The sequence below is a fragment of the Marinobacter sp. DSM 26671 genome (genome assembly GCF_900112835.1).
Classification (GTDB): domain Bacteria; phylum Pseudomonadota; class Gammaproteobacteria; order Pseudomonadales; family Oleiphilaceae; genus Marinobacter; species Marinobacter flavimaris.
This window is the reverse complement of the sequence record NZ_FONF01000001.1, coordinates 270,466-294,055: the sequence shown is the minus strand read 5'-3', so window position 1 is coordinate 294,055 and position 23,590 is coordinate 270,466. Positions and strand designations below refer to the sequence as shown.

Below are 23,590 nucleotides of genomic sequence, written 5' to 3'. Positions count from 1 at the left end.
TTGTGGCAGACCAATCAACAGGCGGGCCTCTCAGCGAGGTCCGTGATGAAAGTGCCAGCGAAGCTGGCGAACGCCTTGATCACCGGCTCTTCGGGCCGGTGATTTTTGGCCTCGCGATTCTCACCTCACTGATACACCTCTATTTCAACACGGTTTCTACGCTGTCAGAGCTCTGGACCTCAGCTTTGCACTTTGGTCTTTTCGGACTGATCTGTGCGTTGACCACCCCCATGTTCAAGGCTCGCTCAGTGGCTGGTAAGCGGGCTGTGCTTGGCATCGATGTTTTTCTTGGTCTGGCGGCGATGGCCTGTGCCGCTTACCTGATTCTGTTCGAGAACGCGCTCTATGAGCGAGGCGTTAATTTCAGTACCGGTGACTGGATCGTCTCGATTGCAGCGGTATTGCTGATCCTTGAATTTGGCCGCAGAACAGTGGGTTGGTTTATCCCGGTACTGTGCATTCTGGCGTTATCCTATGTCGCCTGGTGGGGCCAGTATGTTGACGGCATTTTTAATTTCCCGGGGCTCACCTGGGAGACTGTGCTGTTTCGCTCCTACATTGGCGGGCAGGGTATGCTTGGGTCGATTGCCCGGATCTCCTGGACCTATGTCTTCATGTTTATTCTGTTTGGGGCCTTCCTGGTAAAGTCCGGTGCCGGAGACTTTATCATTGAGCTTGCTCGCTGCGCTGCGGGGCGCTTCGTTGGCGGCCCGGGATTCGTTGCCGTATTTTCTTCAGGACTGATGGGTTCGGTGTCTGGCTCAAGTGTCGCTAATACTGTATCTACCGGTGTGATCACGATTCCGCTGATGCGTAAGGCCGGTTTCCCTGCCCGTTTTGCTGCAGGGGTTGAGGCAGCGGCCTCGACGGGTGGTCAGCTGATGCCACCGGTGATGGGCGCGGGGGCCTTTATTATGGCCTCTTATACGCAGGTGTCCTATCTCACGATCATTTCTGTCGCCGCATTGCCGGCGCTGCTCTACTTCCTTTCGGTGGCCATGTTTGTCCGTATTGAAGCCAAACGCAGCCACGCCACCCGGCTGGAGGATGCTGAAGCGCCTACGTTGAAAGAGGTGCTGAAAGATGGCTGGCATTTTCTGATGCCCTTGGTGGTGTTGGTTGCAGCGCTGGTTTATGGATTCACGCCTACCTACGCGGCCGGAATAGCCATCCTCTCCGTGATCGTCGCCTCGTGGCTGTCGAAGCATCCCATGGGGCCTCGGGACATTCTGGACGCCCTGGTGATGGGTGCCCGCAATATCACCACAACAGCGATTCTGCTGATCACTGTGGGGCTGATAGTGATGGTGGTGTCCACTACCGGGATCGGCAATACTTTTTCAATCATGATTACTGACTGGGCCGGTGGCAGCCTGTTGATCACCATCCTGCTGGTCGCCCTGGCGTCGCTCATCCTTGGTATGGGCCTGCCGGTAACGGCAGCTTATATCGTGCTCGCCACACTCTCCGCGCCGGCTATCTACAACCTGATTGCACAGAGTCAGCTGCTGGACCTGCTTGTGAGTGGCAACCTCCCGGAGCAGGCCAAGTCCATCTTCATGCTGGTAGCACCCGATAAAATGGAGTTGCTGAATGCGCCCATGGACACGGCTACGGCGCAGCAACTGCTGGCCTCCGTTCCGGACACCTTCAGCAGTCAGCTGCTTGAGCAGGCACTGTCACCGGCAACCCTGTCGATAACCCTGGTGGCGGCGCATATGGTGATCTTCTGGTTATCCCAGGACTCCAACGTGACACCGCCGGTCTGTCTCACGGCCTTCGCCGCGGCGGCGATTGCCGGCACACCACAGATGCGGACCGGCTTTACCGCCTGGAAGTTGGCCAAGGGCCTTTACATAGTGCCGCTACTGTTCGCCTACTCACCGTTGATTACCGGGAACTTCACCGAAATGATTCAGGTGTTCTGCTTCGCGTTATTCGGCGTTTACGCCATCGTAGCGGGGCTTGAAGGATACCTTGAGCATCCGCTGAATCCAGTGGTGCGTCTGCTGATGTTCCCCATCGGTTTGTTGATGCTCTGGCCCCATGGCCAGGTGCTGCTGGATGGCGCTGGCCTGGTGATCTTTGTCTTTGCGTTCGTGTGGAGTAGCCGCCAGGGCCGCCGGATGGCCACGCCAGCAGCTGCATGACAGGACCCTGACGATGACACTGTTTGAGATCCTGGCTCTGTTAGCGCTGGGTGGCATTGCCGGCTTCATTAACGTGTTGTCCGCGGGAGGGTCCATGCTGACCCTCCCGTTGCTTATGTTCCTGGGGTTGCCGCCGCAGGTGGCCAACGGTACCAATCGGGTGGCCATTACGTTGCAGAGCATCACTGCGGTGGGCAGTTTCTACCGCATGGGGCATGGCAACCTGATGGTCAGTCTGCACCTTGCTGTGCCGGCAATTCTCGGTTCGCTCCTGGGCGCCTGGGTTGCGACCTGGGTGTCAGACGCGGTGTTCGAGGTCGTCCTGGTGTCGGCCATGATCGGTGCCTCGGTATTCATGCTGTTACCTCAGCCCTCACTGAATACCCGCCCCCTGACCACAGACCGGCTGAGTCCGGGCATCTACCTGGCGATGTTTGTGGTTGGCATGTACGGCGGGTTTATACAGGTCGGCGTTGGTGTGCTGTTCATCGTGGTGCTTTACCACATGCTGAAAATCGACCTGAGGCAGGTGAACGTGCTCAAGGTTTCCATCGTGCTGCCCTTTACCTTTGCCGCGCTGGTGGTATTCGCTATCAACGATCAGGTGCGCTGGAGTGTCGGGCTGACCCTGGCTCTTGGCAATGTCACCGGTGCCTTTATAGCAACCCGGGTAAACATGAGCAAGCAGGGCGCGCGCTGGGTCAAGGGAATAACCCTGATAATGGTGGCGGCTATTCTGGTTCGACTGATCCTGTACTGATCATGATTTGAGGAGGTATAGAAAAAATGAAAGCAATGGTCATTGAAGAGTTTGGCGGGCCGGATGTGTTCGTTGAGCGGGAAGTGGACACACCAGAGCCTGATGAAGGTCAGGTTCGCATCAGGGTGGTGGCTTCCAGTGTGAACCCGCTCGAAACCAAAATTCGTTCAGGGCTGGTGAAAACCGGCCCGGCAATGCCCGCGATCCTGAATGGTGACGTCTCGGGAGTGGTGGATAAGGTTGGCCCCGGTGTGGCCGGCTTTGCCGAAGGCGATGAAGTGTTTGGATGCGCCGGTGGCGTCGGGGGCTGGCAGGGCGCGCTGGCAGATTTCATGATCGCCGATGTTCGATTGCTGGGTAAGCGTACTCCGGCCATGGAATTGCCTCTGGCTGATTGTGCGGCATTGCCGCTGGTGTTCCTGACTGCCTGGAGCGCCCTGGTCGATCGGGCGGGGATTCAGCCCGGTGAGCATGTGCTGATTCATGCCGGCACCGGTGGCGTCGGCCACGTTGCCATCCAGATTGCCAAATACCTGGGTGCCCGGGTCGCCACCACCGTCTCAAACGAAGCGAAAGCGGAGCAGGCGCGGGCACTGGGTGCCGACGACATTATCTTTTACCGGGATGAGTCGGTAGAGGACTACAAGCAGCGCCTGACAAACGGCAAGGGCTTCAGCCTGGTGTTCGATACCGTCGGTGGTGGAAACGTGGACAAGTCCATTGAGGCCGCGGCAGTGAATGGTCGCCTGTGCTCAATCAATACCCGGTCAACCCATGATCTCAGTCAGATGCACGCCAAGAGTCTGACCCTGCACGTGATCTTCCGTTCGATTTCGCTATTACACGGGATCGGCATGGACGATCAGCCACGATTGGTGAAGGCATTGTGTGACATGCTGGAGCAGGGCAAGGTCAAACCGTTGCTGGATACTCAACGCTACAAGTTCACCCAGATCAGTGACGCGCATCGTCGTATTGAGTCGGGTGAGGCTGTCGGCAAAATCCTGCTTGAGCGATAAGCTTTTCGGGGCATAAAAAAACGCCAGCCCGAGGGCTGGCGTTTTTCGTGGAGATTACCGTAAAGGCTTGATGCTCAGGCGACATTCGCCTCAGCAGCCTTCTTGGTGTAGTTCTCCATCTGGTCGAAGTTGAGATACTTGTAGATCTCTTTCGACATGCTGTTCAGGTCCTTCGCGTACTCCATGTACTCCGCAGGGGAGGGGAGTTTGCCCAGAACCGCACCCACAGCCGCCAGTTCCGCAGACGTCAGGTACACGTTGGCACCATCGCCGAGGCGGTTCGGGAAGTTACGGGTGGAAGTGGACAGTACCGTCGACTTCGGAGCTACGCGTGCCTGGTTACCCATGCACAGGGAGCAGCCCGGCATCTCGGTGCGAACACCGGCGGTGCCGTAGGTGTTGAAGTAACCTTCTTCCATCAGCTGCGCCTGATCCATCTTGGTCGGCGGCGACATCCACAGACGCGTGCTCAGCGGGCCTTTGTGCTGCTCAAGCAGTTTGCCGGCGGCGCGGAAGTGACCGATGTTGGTCATGCAGGAGCCAATGAATACTTCGTCAACCTTGTCGCCAGCCACTTCGGACAGGAACTTGGCATCGTCCGGATCATTCGGGCAGCATACGATCGGCTCTTTGATGTCAGCCAGATCGATTTCGATGACGTGTGCATACTCGGCATCTTTGTCGGCACGCATGAGCTTCGGATCAGCCAGCCACTCTTCCATCTGCTGGGCACGACGCTCCAGGGTACGCGGATCGCCGTAACCCTCGGCAATCATCCAGCGCAACATGGTGATGTTGGAACGCAGGTACTCGGCCACGGAGTCTTCAGACAGGTTGATGGTACAACCCGCGGCGGAACGCTCGGCGGAAGCGTCAGACAACTCGAACGCCTGCTCAACGGTCAGGTGCTCAAGGCCTTCAATTTCCAGGATGCGGCCGGAGAATTCGTTGATCTTGCCTTTCTTCTCAACGGTCAGCATGCCTTGCTTGATGCCGTACAGCGGGATGGCGTGTACCAGATCGCGCAGGGTGATGCCGGGCTGCATTTCGCCCTTGAAGCGAACCAGAACGGATTCCGGCATGTCCAGAGGCATAACGCCGGTCGCCGCGGCAAACGCTACCAGACCGGAACCGGCCGGGAAGGAGATGCCCATCGGGAAACGGGTGTGGGAGTCACCACCGGTGCCCACGGTGTCCGGCAGCAGCATGCGGTTCAGCCAGGAGTGGATGATGCCGTCGCCCGGGCGCAGTGAAACACCGCCGCGGGTACGGATAAAGTCCGGCATGGTGTGCTGCATTTCCACGTCAACCGGCTTCGGGTAGGCAGCGGTGTGGCAGAAAGACTGCATAACCAGGTCAGCCTGGAAGCCAAGACACGCCAAGTCTTTGAGTTCGTCCCGGGTCATCGGACCGGTGGTGTCCTGGGAGCCTACGGTGGTCATGTGCGGCTCGCAGTAGGTGTTCGGACGAACGCCTTTGCCTTCTTCCAGGCCACAGGCCTTGCCAACCATCTTCTGGGCCAGGGTGAAGCCTTTGGTGCCGGCTTCGGGATCTTTTGGCAGGCGGAACAGGTCGGTCGCGCCCATGCCCAGTGCTGTGCGGGCCTTAGCAGTCAGGCCACGACCGATGATCAGCGGGATACGGCCGCCGGCCTGAACTTCGTCCAGGATCACATCAGACTTGAACTTGAACTCGGAGATAGTCTCGCCGGCCTCGTTCAGGATCTTGCCGTCATACGGGCGGATCTCGATAACATCGCCCATGTTCATGTCGTCGACGGGGGCTTCGAACACCAGGGCACCGGCATCTTCCATGGTGTTGAAGAAGATGGGAGCGACCTTGTTACCGATGCAGACACCGCCGGCACGCTTGTTCGGCACGCCCGGAATGTCGTCACCGAAGAACCACAGAACGGAGTTGGTGGCCGACTTACGGGAGGAACCGGTACCGACAACATCACCTACGAAGGCTACAGGCAGGCCTTTGGACTTGATCTCGTCGATCTGGCTCATGGGACCGGTAACGCCGGGCTCTTCCGGCTTCAGGCCGTCGCGTTCCATTTTGTAGGCAGCGCGGGCATGCAGCGGGATGTCCGGACGGGACCAGGCATCCGGAGCCGGAGACAGGTCGTCGGTGTTGGTTTCGCCAGTGACCTTGAACACCACCATCTTGGTGCTCTCTGGTACCTTCTTCTTATTGGTGAACCACTCGCCGTTGGCCCAGGATTCGATAACTGCCTTGGCAACCGGATTGCCAGCGTCCATCTTTTCCTTCACGTCGTTGAAGGCGTCGAACATCAGCAGGGTGCGCTTCAGCTGCTCACCGGCCAGCTCGGCCAGCTCGGAGTCGTCCAGAAGATCAACCAGGGTCGCAATGTTATAGCCACCCTGCATCATGCCCAGCAGCTTGACTGCTGTCGGCTTGTCCAGCAGCGGAGAGGAGGCTTCGCCTTTTACGATAGCAGTCAGGAACGCGGCCTTTACGTAGGCGGCTTCGTCGACACCCGGCGGTACGCGGTTTTCCAGGAGATACACCAGGGTGTCTTCCTCGCCGGCCGGCGGGTTTTTCAGCAGATCGACCAGAGCAGCAGTCTGCTCGGCGTTCAGGGGCTTGGGAGGAATACCCAGGGCTTCACGTTCAGCAACGTGTTCACGATAGGCTTCTAACACGATATGGACCCTCATCAGTTGGAATGTCCCGCGCCGTTGGCTTCATGCCTGGCGGGAGGTTTTTGGCGGAAAGGCCGCAGGAGCCTCTGAATAATGCCTCAAATCACCGATGGGGTTTCAGGATTTATTCAGAGACTCCTTAATCTGGCGCTGTATTCTATAGGAAACCCCTTATAAAGTTAAGTTGGACAGAGGTCGGAGAGATCTGTTATCTGAGCTATAATCGCCGACCTCAAATCAACGACCGAATTCTGACATGAATGAAGCCCTGCAAGAGATTCACGACTTCCTGCCGTGCCGGACCCCGAAACAATGGATCGACAACGCCCTGGCCAACCAGGATCTGATGCTGATTGATCACGCCCATTGCGAGAAAAAAGCTGCGTCGACGGCATTAAGCCTGATGTATCGGTATGTCAAAAACACCGAGTTATTGAACAAGATGTCCAGACTGGCCCGGGAAGAGCTCCGGCATTTCGAACAGGTTCTTGCGATTATGACGAAGCGGGGTGTGGACTATCGCCATCTTACCCCGGCCCGTTATGCCGCAGGCTTGAGACAGCAGGTCCGCCAGGATGATCCGGGGCGGCTGGTGGATGTGCTTATTGTGGGTGCGATTATCGAGGCGCGGTCGTGCGAGAGATTTGCCGCGCTGGCGCCGTTTCTGGACGACAGACTGGCAGATTTTTATACCAGCCTGCTTAAATCCGAAGCCCGACACTATCAGGATTATCTGAAACTGGCCGAGCAGGCTGCCGGTGGCCCGATAGATGCACGCGTCTCGGAATTTCTGGCGACCGAGAAAGAGCTGATCGAGGCCCCGGATACCGAGTTCCGGTTTCACAGTGGGCCAGTATCATCGTAGCTGTCGGCATAGATCGATCCAGGCGTCAATGCCTGCGCTACGGTATTTTTGTTTGTGCATGATGAAGTAGAACTGTCGGTCAAAGCGGCGATGTTCCGGAACAGTCAGCGGGACCAGGCTGCCACGTTTGAACGCGTCGGCCAGCACCACTTCCGACAGGCAGCCGATGCCGAGGTCTGTCTCTACGGCGCGCTTGATGGCTTCTGTGTGTTCCAGTTCCAACAGTACGTTCAGATCGGGCAGCAGGCCGTGCATACCCCGCTCAAAGCTTTGCCGGGTTCCAGACCCTGGTTCTCTCATGATCCAGGTGGCGTTGCGAAGGTCCTCATCCGAGAGCGAACCTTTGCTGGCCAGGGGGTGACTGGGAGAACAGAACACTACCAGTTCATCGCCTCGCCAGGGCAGGACATCCAGTTCCTGCGACTGTAGCTCCCCTTCGATCAGCCCGATGTCTAGCTCGAAATCCCTGACTCGCCTGGCAATCGTGCTGGTGTTGGCTACCTCCAGCGAGACCCGTGGATGGGTAGGGGTATTCATGTATTGGGCCATGACGCCCACGGCCAGATAGTTACCAATGGTAAGAGTGGCACCCACTTTCAGGGCACCTGCTTCGGTGTGTTTGCTGAAGGCCTGCTCCAGTTCATTGGCCTGGGCAAGGACGGCCTCCACCTTGGGGCGGTAAAGCCGCCCCAGCTCGTTTAACTGGAGCCGTTTGCCAACGCGGTCGAACAGCTGGATGTCGAACTGGTTTTCCAGTTCTTTCAGCGCACTGCTGGCTGCCGATTGCGACATGGCCAGCGATTCGGCAGCACGGGTAATGTTCTGGAAATGGGCGGCTGCCAGGAAAACTTCCAGCTGTCGAAAACTGTACTTCATAACTTTTCGCTCTTAATCGGCTCACTCGAATAAGGTTATGAGAATATCCCATTTTCCCGATAGGTTAGTGTCGGGTTAGACTTAGCGCAATCCAAAATTGAATCATTCGCCGTAAGAAAGCGTAACGAACAGGCAAGAGGTTTACATGAGCAACCTGATTAAAGAGAAAGTTACCAGCGTCCATCACTGGAACGATACCCTGTTCAGCTTTACCACAAGCCGTGATCCGGGCTTCCGTTTCAAGAACGGGCACTTTGTCATGATCGGCCTGGAGACCGAGGGTAAGCCTTTGATGCGCGCTTACAGTATCGCCAGTGCCAATTACGAGGAAGAGCTTGAGTTCTTCTCGATCAAGGTCCAGGACGGCCCACTGACCTCCCGCCTTCAGAAAATCCAGGTAGGTGACGAAATTCTGGTGAGCCGTAAGCCGACAGGGACGCTGATTCTGGACAACCTTCTGCCCGGAAAGAATCTGTGGCTGATCAGTACCGGCACCGGTTTGGCGCCTTTCATGAGCATCATCAAGGACCCGGAAGTCTACGAGGCGTTCGATAAGGTTATTCTGACCCATGGCGTGCGTTACGTCTCCGAGCTGGCTTATCAGAAGGAGATCGAGGAGCTGCCGGAGAACGAATACTTCGGCGAAATGGTCCAGGGCAAGTTGGTTTACTATCCGACCGTAACGCGGGAAGACTTCCGCAACCAGGGGAGGCTGACCGATGCCATGGAAACCGGCAAAATCACCCGTGATCTCGACCTGCCGGATTTTGACCCGGAGAATGACCGGTTCATGATCTGCGGCAGCCCAAGCATGCTCAAGGACACCTGCGCCATCCTGAACAACATGGGCTTCAAGGAAGCCCGGGGCGGCGATATGGGTCATTACGTGATTGAGCGGGCGTTCGTGGAGCAGTGAGCTCGCGGGCTGAATCCGCCTCGAAAAAAGCCGGAGCGTGATGCTCCGGCTTTTTTGTGTTTGTATCTGACAGAATGGGTCGTATAAACGGCAAAGGGCTTTGGAGGCGGAGCAATGGCAGGACGGCAGTTAACGAAGAAAAACGTCATCAGCTTTTTAGTGGCACTGGCGGTCGGGGTAATTCTTGGCACCGTGGTTCAGACCCAGCTAAACCTGTGGGCCCTTCAGACTATGGGGGTGGCGGTTGGGCTTGAAGCTCGCATTTCTGCCACCGGGCATGATCTGGTCTCTTTTGCGCCGCTCTACCTGCTCCTCTTTGGACTCAGTTTCCTTTTTTCCCAGGGCGCTGCGGCCGTCGTTTCCCGTTTCGTGGGGCGCGGACTTCGGGTGCCACTGTTCGCCCTGGCCGGGGCATCCGGGCTGTGGGTTGCACTAGTGTTGGTTAATGCCCTGGCTCCCATGCCAACCCTGATTGCGGCGACCCGAACCGGGGGAGGTCTGCTTGCCATGCTGTTAACCGCCGCATTTGCCGGAGCCCTGTTCGCCAGACTTACTGCCAGGCCTGCCACCGGGGTCAGTAGCCACGCCTCAGGAACCCTGCTGGCCTTTTGCCTGGCGGTTGGCCTCGGGGCGCTGCCAGGTCCGACACAGGCCCAGTCCTTGAGCGACTACACCGTCGAGACGTTGACTTCCGGGCTGGAGCATCCCTGGTCCCTGGCGTTTCTTCCCGGTGGTGGCGCCCTTGTGACGGAGCGGGCAGGGCGGTTGCGGATGATTTCAGAGGAGTGGGAGCTCGGCCAGGCGCCGATTACCGGAGTTCCGCCGGTTTTCAATGATGCTCAGGCAGGTCTGTTCGATGTGCTGTTGTCGCCGGACTTTGAGAATAACCAACTGGTCTTTCTCGCCTACGCTTGCGGGACGGCCTCTGCGAATCACCTGTGCGTGGCCCGTGGTCAGTTGCAGGCGGAGGCCTTGACGGAGGTTGTCGAGATATTCCGTGCCAAGCCGGCCAAGGAAGGCAGCGCCCACTACGGTGGCCGACTGGCCTGGCTTCCGGACGGTACGCTGATCGTGACGCTGGGAGACGGATTTGACTATCGGGAGCAGGCGCAGAACCTGTCCAGTCATCTGGGCAAGATCGTGAGGCTGAACCCGGATGGCAGTGTTCCCGCCGACAACCCCTTCGTTGGCAGGGAAGGCGCTCTGCCGGAAATATACAGTTACGGGCACCGGAACGTTCAGGGGCTGGTGTTTGATTCCGTCGAAAACGTCTTGATTGCCCATGAACACGGCCCCCGCGGCGGTGATGAGATAAATATTATCGAGCCGGGACACAACTATGGCTGGCCCGTGATCACGCACGGCATCGACTACACCGGCGCCATGATCACGCCCTTTGTTGAGCGGGAAGGTATGGAGCAACCGTTGTTGCACTGGACCCCTTCAATTGCCCCTTCAGGCATGACCCGCTATCGGGGTGTGCTGTTTCCGGACTGGCAGGGAAACCTCCTGGTCGGCGCCCTTGCCGATAAAAGCGTTCACCGCGTCACACTGGAAGCTGGCGATGCAAGCGACGTAGAGAGTCTGTTCGAAGCAATGGGCGAACGGATCCGGGACGTGGCTACCGGGCCTGATGGGGCGGTGTATCTGCTCACTGACAGTGCGGATGGACGGATTCTGCGTATCCTGCCTTAGTCTCGGCTCTGGGGTCTTTGGGCCCGGCCAGTGTATAGTAGGCGGTTTTCAGAAAGAGGGAAGCCGCTATGTTTCATCTGGAACTGGAACCACGTTTCAGCGATACCGATGCCCTCGGGCATATCAGCAATACCACTCTGCCGGTCTGGTTCGAGCAGGCCAGGACGCCGGTTTTCCGTATTTTTCACCCGACCCTAGAAGCCGAGACCTGGCCGCTGATCATTGCACGACTTGAGATTGATCTGATGGCACAGAGCTACTGGCATATTCCGGTCAAGATCAAAACAGGTATCGGTAAGATCGGCAATTCCTCATTTCATGTGATTCAGGAAGCCTGGCAGGGCGACAAGCAGATTGCCCGGGGTGTCGCCGTGTTAATTCACTTTGATTACGAAATCGAGAAGGCACTGCCGATTCCGGATGACATAAAAGCCAGGCTGGCAGAACATGCGGTAGCGTGATCGCGCACAATTCTGACTTTCCCGGAGGCGCTGGTGTTTGGTAAATACCTTGTATTGCTCTCTCTGATGAGTGTTTTGGTGGTCACTGGTTGTGATTCCACTAATGAGGATAACGCGCCCGAATCAGATGGCCCACAGCTTACTTCACTGACTGGCCCGGATGTCGATGTCTCCCTGGCACTGACCTCCGCTCAGCTGGACTGGGTAGGCCAACAGATTTTCCGGAACGAGTGCGCAGGGCGTTTTCAGTGTCTGGTCCACTGGAACGACGGCGAGGCGTTTCCGTCATTGGGTATTGGTCACTTCATCTGGTATCCGGAGGGCGTTGAAGGGCGATTCGTGGAAAGTTTTCCGGCCCTTATGGAATACATGGAACAGCGTCAGGTCGATATTCCCGAATGGTTGCGAGCGCTCGAGCCTTTTGACGCTCCCTGGCGCGAAAAAGCAGACTTTCTGGCTGTAGACGATTCGCTACGAGTAGCAGAGCTGCGAGAGTTTCTGGCAGGTACCCAGGGGATCCAGGCTGAATTCATATTCCGTCGCGCCAGGCAATCGCTTGCAAAGGTTATTGAGGCAGCCCCGGATAACCAAAAGCCAGAGATCGCTGCCCGGCTGGAGTCTCTGAGCCAGACGCCCGGTGGCGTTTACGCCATCATCGACTATGTGAATTTCAAGGGCGAGGGGCTTTCGCCTACGGAGCGCTACGAGGGCCAGGGCTGGGGGCTGCTTCAGGTGCTTTTGGAAATGTCTGAATCACCAGATCAGAGCGCCCTTGTTAAATTCAGGGAAGCAGCTGACACCGTTCTGACGCGACGGGCAGCAAACGCGGAGAATCCCATCGAGCGGGAGCGCTGGCTGCCGGGGTGGCGGAAGCGCCTCGAGACCTACGCAGAGCCCCCAGTCTTCAAAATTTCGAAATAATTTTGCATAAAAACTAGTTCATTTCCCGAACCTTGTTCTACTTTTAATAGGCGCGGCCCTTGGTCTGCCTTTTTTTGGCGCATGGGGTTGGAGCGAAAGCGCCGAACTGGTGCATGAAATGGTATTACTTCGTTCCAGATTCGCCTGAAACGCACCGGTGATTGATAAAAATAATATAAATCATCGGCTTACGCCGAGTGGCTTGCAAATTGCTGATTACACTCGTCGCGATAAAACCAACTGATGTTCGGAGAAAAGACAATGAGAAAGACGAAATCGATTGCCCTGGGGATTGCTCTGGCCGTAGGTACGTTCTCGGCCACTGGTGCCATGGCAGCTACAACTCTGGAGAACGTCAAGGAGAAAGGTCACCTCCAGTGCGGCGTGACCAGCGGTTTGCCTGGCTTCTCGCAGCCTGATGAAAAAGGTAACTGGACCGGTATCGACGTGGATACCTGCCGCGCGGTTGCTGCAGCCATCTTCGGTGACGCAAACGCGGTTGAGTTTACTCCACTGACTGCAAAGGAGCGTTTCACCGCCCTGCAGTCGGGTGAAATCGACATGCTCTCCCGTAACACCACCTGGACACTGACCCGCGATGCGTCCCTGGGCCTGAACTTTGCCGGCGTGAATTATTACGATGGTCAGGGCTTTTTGATCAACAAGGGTATCGGTGTGGACGATGCCACCCAGCTGGACGGTGCCACCATCTGTATCCAGGCCGGTACTACCACCGAGCTGAACCTGTCGGATTACTTCCGCGCCAAGGGCATGGAATTCAAGCCGATCGTGTTCGACACCTCCGAGCAAACCGTTCAGGGCTTTGCGGCGGGTCGTTGCGACGTTCTGACCTCCGACCGTTCGCAGCTGGCGGCACTCCGCTCGAAGCTGTCCGATCCGAGTTCAGCCAAGATCCTGCCGAACACCATTTCCAAGGAGCCCCTCGGCCCGGTTGTTCGCCAGGGTGACGATCAGTGGTTCAACATCGTCAAGTGGGTGCTCTCCGTGCAGATCAACGCCGAAGAGCTGGGCGTGACCAGCGCCAATGCCGACGACATGCTGAAGTCCGACAACCCGAATATTCAGCGCCTGCTGGGTACCGATGGCGACATGGGTGCCAAGCTTGGACTGCCGGATGACTTCGGTTATCAGGCCGTGAAACTGGTTGGCAACTACGGTGAAATGTATGACCGTAACGTAGGACCGGATACCCCGCTGGGACTGGATCGCGGAATCAACGCGCTCTGGACTGAAGGCGGTATCATGTATGCGCCGCCGGTCCGTTAAGACCTGAAGGCATACGGCGAAGTCTCCTGTGGGAGGCTTCGCCGTTATCTCTGATGCTGTAAACCACAGGGAAGCTCTTCAGGACAATCCATGAAAAAACAAACAATCGATACCCGACCTGCAGGGCCCAAGCCCTGGTACGACCCCCGGGTCCGCTCACTCTTCTTTCAGGCGGTAGCCATTGCCCTCGTGTTCTGGGGCGGATGGATTCTCGTCGATAACACGCTTTCCAACATGGAAAGCCGTGGCATCAGCACCGGTTTCGGCTTTCTCGGTGAAACCGCCGGGTTCGGCATCATCATGAATCTGGTGCCTTATGATGCAACCATGTCTTATGGCCGAACCTTCTGGGTTGGTCTAACCAATACATTGCTTGTTTCCGCGATGGGTGTCGTTGCCGCCACCATTCTCGGTTTCATCATTGGTGTTGCGCGACTCTCGAGTAACTGGCTTGTGGCCAAAATGGCGCTGGTTTACATCGAAGTGATCCGCAACATACCGCTGCTTCTGCAGATTTTCTTCTGGTACTTTGCCGTACTCAGTAATCTTCCGTCACCACGCCAGAGTGTTGATGTCGGCGGAGCGCTGTTCCTGAACAACCGGGGCCTTTACCTGCCAGATCCAGTGACCCAGGAAGGTTTCGGGATTGTCTGGGGCGGTATTCTGCTTGCCATCGCTGCTGTCGTCGGGATTCGGATATGGGCGAAAAAACGCCAGTTGGCGACCGGACAGATCTTCCCGACCTTCAAGGTCGGCGTGGCTATTCTGGTGCTGGTACCGATTATCTCTTATCTCTTGGCCGGTCGGCCTCTAGAGTGGGATTTGCCAGCGCTCAGGGGCTTCAACTTTGGCGGGGGAATTACCATCATTCCGGAGTTGGCGGCTCTGTGGATTGCACTGTCGCTGTACACCGCCAGCTTCATCGCTGAAATCGTCCGCTCCGGTATTCTGTCGGTCAGCAAGGGACAAACCGAGGCCTCCAAGGCTTTGGGGCTGCCCAATGGTCTTACCCTCAGGTTGGTGGTGATACCGCAGGCCATGCGGGTCATCATTCCGCCGCTCACCAGTCAGTATCTGAATCTGGTGAAAAACTCCTCCCTGGCAACGGCCATCGGTTACCCGGATCTCGTGGCGGTCTTCATGGGCACTACGCTGAATCAGACGGGGCAGGCCGTCGAGGTTGTCGCCATTACCATGGCGGTGTATCTGACCATCAGTCTGCTGATCTCGCTGTTCATGAATATCTACAACCGGGCTGTGGCCATTAAGGAGCGATGATGACCGAGTCAACCATGAAAGCACCCAAGAAGGCGCTCCGTCCGGTCAAGTGGATGCGGGAGAACCTGTTCTCCGGCTGGTTCAACACGGTATTGACGCTGGGTGTGGCCTATCTGCTGGTGACCAGTGTAGGGCCTTTGCTCAACTGGTTTTTCCTCGACGCCAACTTTGTTGGCAGTGATCCGAGCGCCTGTACGGGAGCGGGTGCCTGCTGGCTGTTTATCAGCCAGCGTCTGAATTTCTTTATCTACGGATTCTACCCGGATGAACTGCAGTGGCGGGTCGACGTGATGTTCCTGCTGCTGGCGGTTTCCTTTGTACCCCAGTTCATCGAGCGGTTCCCCGGCCGCAAGTGGCTCGGGCTGTTCGGTATCTTTGGTTTGCCCATTGTTGGCTACTTCCTGATTCCCGGAGGCAGTTTCGGCCTGGAAGAAGTGCAGAGCTCGAAATGGGGCGGCCTGATGCTGACCCTGATCCTGGCTTACATCGGGATTATTGCGTCCTTGCCCATTGGCATATTGCTGGCGCTGGGTCGTCGCTCCGAGATGCCGATCATCCGCGGGATCTGTGTGGTCTTTATCGAGGTATGGCGGGCGGTTCCGTTGATCACGGTTCTGTTCATGGCTTCGGTGATGCTGCCGCTGTTTCTCCCGGAAGGTGTGAACTTCGAGAAACTGGCGCGGGCGCTGATTGGTATAACCCTGTGGCAGTCCGCTTACATGGCGGAAGTGATTCGCGGTGGCCTGCAGGCCATTCCCCGGGGCCAGTATGAGGCTGCCGATGCTCTGGGGCTGGGATACTGGCGCAAAATGGGGCTGGTCATCCTGCCGCAGGCTCTGAAGATGGTTATTCCGGGTATCGTGAACACCTTCATTTCCCTGTTCAAGGACACCACGCTGGTGTTGATTATCGGCCTCTTCGATATCCTCGGCACAGTCCAGTCCACGGTTACCGATCCGGCCTGGCAGAATGTTGCCATCGAGGGCTATGTATTTGTGGCGTTCTGTTTCTGGGTCTTCTGCTTCGGCATCTCCAGATACAGCCAGAACCTTGAACGAAAACTAGACACTGGTCATAAGACCTGACGGGTAATCCTATGACAGACCAAACACAAACCTCAGAAATGCAGACCCCGCCGAAGGACCAGCCGGGAAAAAAACCGGGGATTATCCGGGTTGAGGGCATGCACAAGTGGTACGGGGACTTCCATGTTCTCAAAGATCTCAACCTGACCGTTGATCAGGGCGAGAGAATTGTCATCTGTGGGCCATCCGGCTCGGGAAAATCCACCTTCATCCGTTGCATCAACCGGCTGGAGGAGCATCAGCAGGGCAAAATCATTGTTGATGGTATCGAGCTGACCGATGATGTCCGCCACATTGATACGGTTCGGCGGGAAGTCGGCATGGTGTTTCAGCACTTCAACCTCTTCCCGCACCTGACCGTCCTGGAAAACTGCTGCCTGTCGCCGATCTGGGTGCGAAAAACGCCCCGAAAGGAAGCGGAGGCATCAGCGATGGAGTACCTTGAGCGGGTCAAGATCCCGGATCAGGCTAACAAATTCCCGGGGCAGCTTTCGGGCGGCCAGCAACAGCGTGTGGCGATTGCCAGGGCCCTGTGCATGAAGCCCAAGATCATGCTGTTCGACGAGCCAACCTCGGCCTTGGATCCGGAGATGATCAAGGAAGTGCTGGACGTAATGATTGAATTGGCGGGAAGCGGTATGACCATGCTCTGCGTAACCCATGAGATGGGTTTTGCCAAGACGGTGGCGGACCGTGTGATTTTCATGGACGGTGGCGAGATCGTGGAGCAGGCGCCTCCCCACGAGTTCTTTACCAACCCACAGGAAGCCAGAACTCAGAAGTTCCTCCAGCAGATACTCGCGCACTGAAACCAAGAATAAAAAAAGCCGGGCATTTGCCCGGCTTTTTTACAACGGCTCCTTGAATAGCTCGGGCTCCTTGCCTGGCTCTGCCTCAAGCCACCAAACGTTCTTGTCCCAGTCTCCCAGTACAATACGCTTTGCCGGCGACCCGTTGGCCGTCAGTTCATGAACCGCGGGGCGATGGGTGTGGCCATGGATCATTCGCTGGACACCGTGCGTTTCCAAGTCCTTGACCACTTCCTCGGGGGTTACGTCCATGATGAACTCCTCCTTGCCCTGATTTTTCGCCATGCTGATTTCCCGTAGCTGGCGGGCCATTTGCTGGCGGTCTTCCAGGGGGCGCTGGAGTATCATCTGCTGCCACTGCGGGTTACGCATGTTGGCCCGGAACTTCTGGTATTCCACATCGGCGGTGCACAGGCTGTCGCCATGCATCAGCAGGGTAGGGGTACCGTACAGATCAATCACCGTCGGATCGTCCAGCAGCGTTGCGCCGGCCCGGTCGCAGAAGTCCTGGCCGATCAGAAAGTCCCGGTTGCCGTGCATCAGGAAAATCCTGGTGCCGCTGTCCCGCAGTTTTCGAAGGGCAGTCGCAATCTGCTCCTGGAGCGGCGTGCGTTCGTCATCTCCTATCCACGCCTCAAAGAAATCACCGAGAATATACAGCTGATCAACACCACTGGCTTTCCCGTCGAGAAAGCCCAGAAATGCCTCAGTAATATCCGGGCGGGATTCCTCGAGGTGAAGATCTGAAATAAACAGCGTGGTCACGCGTCCTCCAGAACCTCGGCTTTTTCGATTACCACGTCATCGGCAGGCACATCCTGGTGGCCTGCACGCATGGTGGTGCGCACTGCTCGAATCGCGTTTACCGTGTCCATGCCGTCGGCCACTTTGCCGAACACGCAGTAGCCCCAGCCTTCCGCGTTTTTGGCGGTGTGGTCCAGGAAGCCGTTATTCTCAACGTTAATAAAGAACTGGGCTGTGGCAGAGTGCGGGTCCATGGTGCGTGCCATGGCAATGGTTCCCTGCATGTTGCTCAGTCCGTTATCGGCTTCGTTCTGAATCGAATCGCGGGTTTTACGTGGGGTCATGCCCGGCTCGAAGCCGCCGCCCTGAATCATGAAATTGCTGATCACACGGTGAAAAATCAGGCCATCGTAAAAACCGTCGCGAACGTACTGTTCAAAGTTTTTGGCGGTTTCCGGTGCCTTGTCGTAGTCCAGTTCCAGCTTGATGTCACCGTAGTTGGTTTTCAGCAGAATCATCAGGTTTTCCTGTTCAGAAAGGTTAGGTACGTTAACGGGCCCATTGTACTCAAGAGTTTCCCGCTATGCATGAGTCCGGCAAGGATTTGTGAGTATAATACGCGGTTTAAGATTCACTCCCCTTTTAACAGAGATTGTATGAGCGCCGAGTCGAAGAAAGCCCACAACTTTATCCAGAGCCTGATCGAAGACGCCATCGCCAGCGGAGAACATGCCGGCAAGGTGGTCACCCGATTCCCGCCGGAGCCTAACGGCTACCTGCATATCGGTCATGCCAAATCGATCTGCCTCAACTTTGGCATCGCCGAGACCTTTTCCGGCGACTGTAACCTGCGGTTTGACGACACCAACCCGGAAAAGGAAAACCAGGAATACATCGACGCCATCAAGCAGGATGTGGAATGGCTCGGTTACGAGTGGGCTGGCGACGTGCGGTACGCATCGGATTACTTCGATGCCCTCTATGAATTCGCCGAGGAGCTGATCACCCGGGACAAGGCTTACGTCTGCGCCCTGACGGCCGATGAAATGGCCGAGTATCGCGGTAGCCTAAAAGAGCCGGGCAGAAACAGCCCTTACCGGGATCGGCCGGTGGAAGAAAGTCTGCAACTGTTCCGCGATATGCGGGACGGCAAGTACCAGAACGGCGAGCTGGTGCTGCGGGCCAAGATTGATATGGCCTCTCCGAACATCAACATGCGGGATCCGATCCTTTATCGTATCCGTTATGCCGAACACCATCAGACCGGCAACAAGTGGTGCATCTACCCGATGTACGACTTTACGCATCCGATTTCCGACGCCATGGAGGGAATCACCCATTCCCTGTGCACACTGGAGTTCGAAGATCACCGGCCTTTGTATGACTGGGTGCTGGATAACATTTCCGGCCCCTGCCATCCGCGTCAGATCGAGTTTGCCCGGCTGAATCTGAACTACACCATCACCTCCAAGCGGAAGCTCAAGCGTCTGGTGGATGAGAATGTAGTTGATGGCTGGAACGATCCGCGTATGCCAACCATTTCCGGTATGCGCCGGCGTGGCTACACGCCGGAGTCCATCCGCACCTTCTGCGACATGATCGGGGTGAACAGGGCCGGCGGCACTGTGGATGTGGGTATGCTTGAGCACACCATTCGTGAAGACCTCAACACCCGGGCCCCGAGAGCCATGTGTGTGATGCGCCCGTTGAAAGTCACACTGACCAATTACCCGGCGGATCAAAGCGAAACGCTCACCTTGCCAGTGCACCCGCAAAATCCGGATATGGGCGAGCGGGAAGTCCCCTGGACCCAGACTCTGTATATCGACCGGGAAGATTTCGAAATGGAGCCGCCGCGTAAATGGAAGCGGCTGGCCCCGGACCAGGCAGTACGCCTCCGTGGCGGCTATGTGATGACCTGCCGGGAAGTGATTCGTGACGACAGTGGCCAGATTGTCGAGCTCAAGTGTGAGTACGATCCCAACACCCTGGGCGTCAATCCCGAGGGCTACAAACCGAACGGCGTGATTCACTGGGTTTCGGCGAGTGACAGTGTAGAGGCAGACATCAATCTGTATGACCGCCTGTTTAACCACGAGTCGCCGGACAGTGACAAGGAAGGCGATCTGATGGATCACCTGAATCCGGAATCGCTGGTGGTTCTCAAAGGCGCGCGCGTCGAAAAGAGTCTTGTCGCGCCCCGTATGGATCTTCCATACCAGTTCGAGCGGGAAGGCTACTTCTTCTGTGATCAGGCCCATACCGAGGCTGCCGGTCGGCCGGTATTCAACCGCACTGTTACGCTCAGGGATTCCTGGGGCAAGGGGGGCAAGTGATCCGCATCTACAATACTCTGACCCAACAGAAGGAAGAGTTTCGGCCAATTGAGCCTGGCAAGGTCCGGATGTACGTCTGCGGTATGACAGTCTATGACTACTGCCACCTGGGGCATGCCCGGGTGCTGGTAGCCTTTGATGTGATTACCCGTTACCTGCGTCATCGCGGTTACGACGTGAACTATGTTCGCAATATCACCGATATTGACGACAAGATCCTGCGCCGTGCGGATGAAAACGGTGAGCCCTATGACGAACTCACGGACCGGATGATCAAAGCCATGCACGAAGACGAAGCCCGTCTCGGCGTGCTGTCACCGGATGAAGAGCCCCGAGCTACCGCGTATATCGACGAAATTATCGCGATGATCCACAAACTGATTGCCGGCGGCCACGCCTACGCAGCGGACAATGGTGACGTCTACTTTTCGGTCGATTCCTTCGATGACTACGGCAAGCTCAGCAAGAAAAAGCTGGAGGATCTTCTGGCGGGCGCGCGGGTGGATGTTCAGGAAGCCAAGCGAAGCCCTGCAGATTTCGCGTTGTGGAAAGCGGCAAAGGCAGGGGAGGTCAGCTGGCCGTCGCCCTGGGGCGATGGTCGTCCTGGCTGGCACATCGAGTGCTCTGCGATGTCCACCTGCTGTCTCGGCGACACATTCGATATTCACGGCGGTGGCCCGGATCTGTTGTTCCCGCACCATGAGAACGAGATTGCCCAGTCAGAATGTGCCACTGGCCACACTTTTGTGAACACCTGGATGCACGCGGGTGCCATCCGGGTGAACAAAGAAAAGATGTCCAAGTCCCTGGGTAACTTCTTCACCATCCGCGAGATCATGGAGAAGTACCCGGCAGAAGTGGTCCGTTACTTCCTGGTTTCCAGCCACTATCGTAGCCAGGTGGATTACTCTGAGGAAAATCTGGCTGAGGCCGGCCGAACTCTGACCCGTTTGTACCATGCGCTCAGAGGCATCGTGCCCGTCAAGGCCGCCGATGTGCCGGAATCCGAGCACGACGAGCGGTTTGCCGAGGCGATGGACGATGACTTCAACACCGCGGGTGCAATTGCCGTCCTGCACGCTGTTGCCAACGAAATCAATCAGCATCGTCGCGATGGTCGTGAAGACGATGCCAAGCAAAGTGCGGCGATTCTGGTAAGGCTTGGTGGTGTTCTGGGGCTGCTGCAGCAGGATCCCGAGGCGTTCTTCCAGGCAGACACGGGTGGTGAGCTTAGCGCCGAAGACATTGAAGCAATGATCCAGGCCAGGGCTGATGCCCGCAAGGCAAAGAATTTTGCCGAGGCCGACCGGATCCGCGACGAGCTCCTCGAGAAAGGTATTATTCTGGACGATTCCCGAGAGGGGACGACCTGGCGTAAAGCCTGAATTTCCGGGAGCTGCCGGTTGGTCAGACCAGTTTTGCGCCTGCAGGAATGATCTTGTAAGGATTTTCCCTTACAATGCGGCGCTCAAATTAGAATGCCCCCTCAAGATGAAGGGGGAGTCGGGAAACGTAACCCACTGAGGCAGACAACGATGACAGAACGCGTACAAGTCGGCGGCATTCAGGTCGCAAAGAATCTGTATGATTTCGTGAACAACGAAGCGATCCCGGGCACCGGAATCGATGCCGATAAATTCTGGGCAGAATTTGACAAGATCGTGAACGAGCTGGCGCCACGCAACCGTGAATTGCTGGCCAAGCGTGATGCTATCCAGGAAAAAATGGACAGCTGGAACCGGGATCACAAGGGCCAGAAGCTCGACATGGGCGAATACAAGTCTTTCCTGAAAGACATCGGTTACCTGGTTGACGAGCCTTCCGAGTTCAAGATCTCCACCTCCAATGTCGACCCGGAAGTGGCAACCATGGCCGGCCCTCAGCTGGTGGTGCCGATCATGAACGCCCGTTTTGCTCTGAACGCTGCGAACGCGCGTTGGGGTAGCCTGTACGATGCGCTGTACGGTACCGACGCGATTTCCGAGGAAGACGGCGCTGAAAAAGGCCGTGGCTACAATCCGGTTCGCGGTGCCAAAGTTATCGAGTGGGCCCGCAACCTGCTCGACAGCTCGGCACCGCTGGCCTCTGGCAGTCACAAAGATGCTGCCAAGTATGTAGTTGAAGGTGGCAAACTGGTCGTCAAGCTGCAGAACGGTGAGTCCACGGGCCTGAAAGACGAAGCCGGCTTTGTTGGCTACACCGGTGCTGCTGATGCGCCCACCGGCGTGCTGCTGGTCAAGAACGGCATGCACTTCGAGATCCAGATTGACGCCACTCACCCGATTGGCAAAGACGACGGTGCCCACGTCAAAGACGTACTGATGGAGTCTGCACTGACAACCATCATGGACTGCGAAGACTCCGTGGCCGCTGTAGACGCTGACGACAAGGCGCTGGCCTATCGCAACTGGCTGGGCCTGATGAAGGGCGATCTGCAGGAAACCTTCGAGAAAGGTGGCGAGCAGTTGACCCGCAAGATGAATGCGGATCGCACCTACACCGCGGCAGATGGCAGCGAGCTGAGCCTGAAAGGCCGCAGCCTGATGTTTATCCGTAACGTCGGCCACCTGATGACCAACCCGGCCATCCTGCTGAAAGACGGTAACGAAGTGCCGGAAGGCCTGATGGACGGTCTGATCACCTCACTGATCGCCATTCACGACATGAAGGGCAATGGCAAGTTCCAGAACAGCACCAAAGGCTCCATGTATATCGTGAAGCCTAAGATGCACGGGCCGGAAGAAGTGGCATTCACCAACGAATTTTTCGGTCGTGTAGAGGATGCATTGAGCCTGCCGCGCTTCAGCCTGAAGGTCGGCATCATGGACGAGGAGCGTCGCACCACAGTTAACCTGAAAGCCTGTATCCATGCCGCGAAAGAGCGGGCTGTGTTTATTAACACCGGTTTCCTGGATCGCACCGGGGACGAGATACATACCTCCATGGAACTGGGTCCGTTTATCCGCAAGGGTGCGATGAAGCAGGCGACCTGGATCAATGCCTACGAGCAGTGGAACGTGGACATCGGCCTGGAAACCGGTTTCCGTGGCGTTGCCCAGATTGGTAAGGGCATGTGGGCCATGCCTGACCTGATGGCCGGCATGCTGGAAGCGAAAATCGGGCATCCGAAGGCCGGTGCGAACACTGCCTGGGTTCCATCTCCCACGGCGGCTACACTGCACGCCACTCACTACCATCAGGTAAGTGTGGCTGATGTCCAGAAGCAGCTGGAAAGCCGCACCCGCGCCGCTCTGGAAGATATCCTGACAGTACCGGTGATGGATGATCCCGCTTCTTTGAGCGCCGAGGACATCCAGCAGGAGCTGGACAACAACGCCCAGGGCATCCTCGGTTACGTTGTGCGCTGGATTGACCAGGGTGTTGGCTGCTCCAAGGTGCCGGACATCAATGATGTCGGCCTGATGGAAGACCGTGCGACTCTGCGTATCGCCTCCCAGTTGCTGGCCAACTGGCTGCACCATGGTATCTGCTCTGAAGATCAGATCATGGAGACCATGAAGCGTATGGCAGCGGTGGTCGACAAGCAGAACGCCGGTGATTCGGCGTACCGCCCGATGGCCGGCAACTTCGATGACAGTGTCGCCTTCCAGGCAGCGCTGGATCTGGTTCTCAAGGGCCGCGAGCAGCCTAATGGCTACACCGAGCCGCTACTGCACGCTTACCGCCTGAAGGCGAAAGCCAAATACGGGCAGTAAGAG

19 protein-coding genes are annotated in these 23,590 nt (G+C 57.0%); 15 read left to right on the top strand and 4 right to left on the bottom strand.

Features of this window, described 5'->3' with window-relative positions; genetic code table 11:
- Window positions 1–2: 2 nt before the first annotated feature.
- Genes BM035_RS01275 through BM035_RS01265 form a run of 3 tightly spaced genes read left to right on the top strand, consistent with a single transcriptional unit; the run spans window position 3 to window position 3,929 of the window.
- Window positions 3–2,150 carry a TRAP transporter permease gene (locus BM035_RS01275; RefSeq protein WP_008174987.1) on the top strand — a complete coding sequence of 716 codons (2,148 nt, stop codon included), beginning with the start codon at window positions 3–5 and terminating at the stop codon, window positions 2,148–2,150.
- Between the two features lie 13 nt (window positions 2,151–2,163).
- Window positions 2,164–2,910, top strand: coding sequence for a sulfite exporter TauE/SafE family protein (locus BM035_RS01270; protein ID WP_008174989.1), 747 nt, complete (start codon window positions 2,164–2,166; stop codon window positions 2,908–2,910).
- Between the two features lie 26 nt (window positions 2,911–2,936).
- Window positions 2,937–3,929, top strand: coding sequence for a zinc-dependent alcohol dehydrogenase family protein (locus tag BM035_RS01265; protein ID WP_008174991.1), 993 nt, complete (start codon window positions 2,937–2,939; stop codon window positions 3,927–3,929).
- Window positions 3,930–4,003: 74 nt separating this feature from the next.
- On the opposite strand, the gene BM035_RS01260 is transcribed toward BM035_RS01265, so the two are convergent.
- Window positions 4,004–6,598, bottom strand: a complete 2,595-nt coding sequence (locus tag BM035_RS01260; protein ID WP_008174993.1) for a bifunctional aconitate hydratase 2/2-methylisocitrate dehydratase — start codon at window positions 6,596–6,598, stop codon at window positions 4,004–4,006.
- Window positions 6,599–6,854: 256 nt separating this feature from the next.
- Between BM035_RS01260 and BM035_RS01255 the strand changes: the two genes are divergently transcribed.
- Window positions 6,855–7,463, top strand: coding sequence for a tRNA-(ms[2]io[6]A)-hydroxylase (locus BM035_RS01255; RefSeq protein ID WP_092029898.1), 609 nt, complete (start codon window positions 6,855–6,857; stop codon window positions 7,461–7,463).
- On the opposite strand, the gene BM035_RS01250 is transcribed toward BM035_RS01255, so the two are convergent.
- On the bottom strand, window positions 7,455–8,339 hold the full coding sequence (locus tag BM035_RS01250; RefSeq protein ID WP_092029897.1) for a LysR substrate-binding domain-containing protein: 885 nt from the start codon (window positions 8,337–8,339) through the stop codon (window positions 7,455–7,457). The genes BM035_RS01255 and BM035_RS01250 overlap by 9 nt on opposite strands.
- 145 nt (window positions 8,340–8,484) lie before the next feature.
- Between BM035_RS01250 and BM035_RS01245 the strand changes: the two genes are divergently transcribed.
- The 8 genes from BM035_RS01245 (at window position 8,485) to BM035_RS01210 (ending at window position 16,791) form a co-directional block, all read left to right on the top strand.
- On the top strand, window positions 8,485–9,255 hold the full coding sequence (locus tag BM035_RS01245) for a ferredoxin--NADP reductase (protein ID WP_008174999.1): 771 nt from the start codon (window positions 8,485–8,487) through the stop codon (window positions 9,253–9,255).
- Window positions 9,256–9,369: 114 nt separating this feature from the next.
- Window positions 9,370–10,950, top strand: coding sequence for a PQQ-dependent sugar dehydrogenase (locus tag BM035_RS01240; protein WP_092029895.1), 1,581 nt, complete (start codon window positions 9,370–9,372; stop codon window positions 10,948–10,950).
- 68 nt (window positions 10,951–11,018) lie between these two features.
- Window positions 11,019–11,411 (top strand): acyl-CoA thioesterase, encoded by a 393-nt coding sequence (locus tag BM035_RS01235; protein WP_053112380.1) that lies wholly within the window; start codon window positions 11,019–11,021, stop codon window positions 11,409–11,411.
- A gap of 33 nt (window positions 11,412–11,444) precedes the next feature.
- On the top strand, window positions 11,445–12,332 hold the full coding sequence (locus BM035_RS01230) for a hypothetical protein (protein ID WP_092029893.1): 888 nt from the start codon (window positions 11,445–11,447) through the stop codon (window positions 12,330–12,332).
- 261 nt (window positions 12,333–12,593) lie between these two features.
- Entirely contained in the window at window positions 12,594–13,619 is a 1,026-nt protein-coding gene (locus tag BM035_RS01225; protein ID WP_008175006.1) for an amino acid ABC transporter substrate-binding protein, read from the top strand.
- A gap of 90 nt (window positions 13,620–13,709) precedes the next feature.
- On the top strand, window positions 13,710–14,897 hold the full coding sequence (locus BM035_RS01220; protein WP_092029892.1) for an amino acid ABC transporter permease: 1,188 nt from the start codon (window positions 13,710–13,712) through the stop codon (window positions 14,895–14,897).
- Complete coding sequence (locus tag BM035_RS01215) at window positions 14,897–15,982, top strand: amino acid ABC transporter permease (RefSeq protein ID WP_053112375.1); 1,086 nt, start codon at window positions 14,897–14,899, stop codon at window positions 15,980–15,982. Before BM035_RS01220 ends, BM035_RS01215 begins: the two co-directional genes overlap by 1 nt.
- 38 nt (window positions 15,983–16,020) lie before the next feature.
- Entirely contained in the window at window positions 16,021–16,791 is a 771-nt protein-coding gene (locus tag BM035_RS01210) for an amino acid ABC transporter ATP-binding protein (RefSeq protein WP_014577526.1), read from the top strand.
- Window positions 16,792–16,830: 39 nt separating this feature from the next.
- On the opposite strand, the gene BM035_RS01205 is transcribed toward BM035_RS01210, so the two are convergent.
- Entirely contained in the window at window positions 16,831–17,556 is a 726-nt protein-coding gene (locus BM035_RS01205; protein WP_092029890.1) for a UDP-2,3-diacylglucosamine diphosphatase, read from the bottom strand.
- The gene (locus tag BM035_RS01200) at window positions 17,553–18,053 is read right to left on the bottom strand and encodes a peptidylprolyl isomerase (RefSeq protein WP_008175011.1); all 501 of its coding nucleotides are present in this window, start codon (window positions 18,051–18,053) and stop codon (window positions 17,553–17,555) included. The genes BM035_RS01205 and BM035_RS01200 overlap by 4 nt, the downstream gene beginning before the upstream one ends.
- Window positions 18,054–18,191: 138 nt before the next feature.
- Here BM035_RS01200 and BM035_RS01195 point away from each other — a divergent pair, with 138 nt between their 5' ends.
- The 3 genes from BM035_RS01195 (at window position 18,192) to BM035_RS01185 (ending at window position 23,587) form a co-directional block, all read left to right on the top strand.
- Window positions 18,192–19,871: a glutamine--tRNA ligase/YqeY domain fusion protein gene (locus BM035_RS01195; RefSeq protein ID WP_092029889.1), complete on the top strand. Its 1,680-nt coding sequence runs from the start codon at window positions 18,192–18,194 to the stop codon at window positions 19,869–19,871.
- A complete protein-coding gene (gene cysS / locus BM035_RS01190) occupies window positions 19,868–21,256 on the top strand; it encodes a cysteine--tRNA ligase (protein ID WP_092029887.1) in 1,389 nt (462 codons plus the stop codon). The genes BM035_RS01195 and cysS overlap by 4 nt, the downstream gene beginning before the upstream one ends.
- A 150-nt stretch (window positions 21,257–21,406) precedes the next feature.
- Window positions 21,407–23,587 carry a malate synthase G gene (locus BM035_RS01185; RefSeq protein WP_092029885.1) on the top strand — a complete coding sequence of 727 codons (2,181 nt, stop codon included), beginning with the start codon at window positions 21,407–21,409 and terminating at the stop codon, window positions 23,585–23,587.
- Window positions 23,588–23,590: the final 3 nt, after the last annotated feature.

What these genes read in the sequence shown, in the direction of transcription:
- BM035_RS01270 (WP_008174989.1), top strand. Translation starts at nt 2,164, where the DNA reads ATGACACTGTTTGAGATCCTGGCTCTGTTAGCGCTGGGTGGCATTGCC.
- BM035_RS01265 (WP_008174991.1), top strand. Translation starts at nt 2,937, where the DNA reads ATGAAAGCAATGGTCATTGAAGAGTTTGGCGGGCCGGATGTGTTCGTT.
- BM035_RS01255 (WP_092029898.1), top strand. Translation starts at nt 6,855, where the DNA reads ATGAATGAAGCCCTGCAAGAGATTCACGACTTCCTGCCGTGCCGGACC.
- BM035_RS01250 (WP_092029897.1), bottom strand. Translation starts at nt 8,339, where the DNA reads ATGAAGTACAGTTTTCGACAGCTGGAAGTTTTCCTGGCAGCCGCCCAT.
- BM035_RS01245 (WP_008174999.1), top strand. Translation starts at nt 8,485, where the DNA reads ATGAGCAACCTGATTAAAGAGAAAGTTACCAGCGTCCATCACTGGAAC.
- BM035_RS01240 (WP_092029895.1), top strand. Translation starts at nt 9,370, where the DNA reads ATGGCAGGACGGCAGTTAACGAAGAAAAACGTCATCAGCTTTTTAGTG.
- BM035_RS01235 (WP_053112380.1), top strand. Translation starts at nt 11,019, where the DNA reads ATGTTTCATCTGGAACTGGAACCACGTTTCAGCGATACCGATGCCCTC.
- BM035_RS01225 (WP_008175006.1), top strand. Translation starts at nt 12,594, where the DNA reads ATGAGAAAGACGAAATCGATTGCCCTGGGGATTGCTCTGGCCGTAGGT.
- BM035_RS01220 (WP_092029892.1), top strand. Translation starts at nt 13,710, where the DNA reads ATGAAAAAACAAACAATCGATACCCGACCTGCAGGGCCCAAGCCCTGG.
- BM035_RS01215 (WP_053112375.1), top strand. Translation starts at nt 14,897, where the DNA reads ATGACCGAGTCAACCATGAAAGCACCCAAGAAGGCGCTCCGTCCGGTC.
- BM035_RS01210 (WP_014577526.1), top strand. Translation starts at nt 16,021, where the DNA reads ATGCAGACCCCGCCGAAGGACCAGCCGGGAAAAAAACCGGGGATTATC.
- BM035_RS01200 (WP_008175011.1), bottom strand. Translation starts at nt 18,053, where the DNA reads ATGATTCTGCTGAAAACCAACTACGGTGACATCAAGCTGGAACTGGAC.
- BM035_RS01195 (WP_092029889.1), top strand. Translation starts at nt 18,192, where the DNA reads ATGAGCGCCGAGTCGAAGAAAGCCCACAACTTTATCCAGAGCCTGATC.
- BM035_RS01185 (WP_092029885.1), top strand. Translation starts at nt 21,407, where the DNA reads ATGACAGAACGCGTACAAGTCGGCGGCATTCAGGTCGCAAAGAATCTG.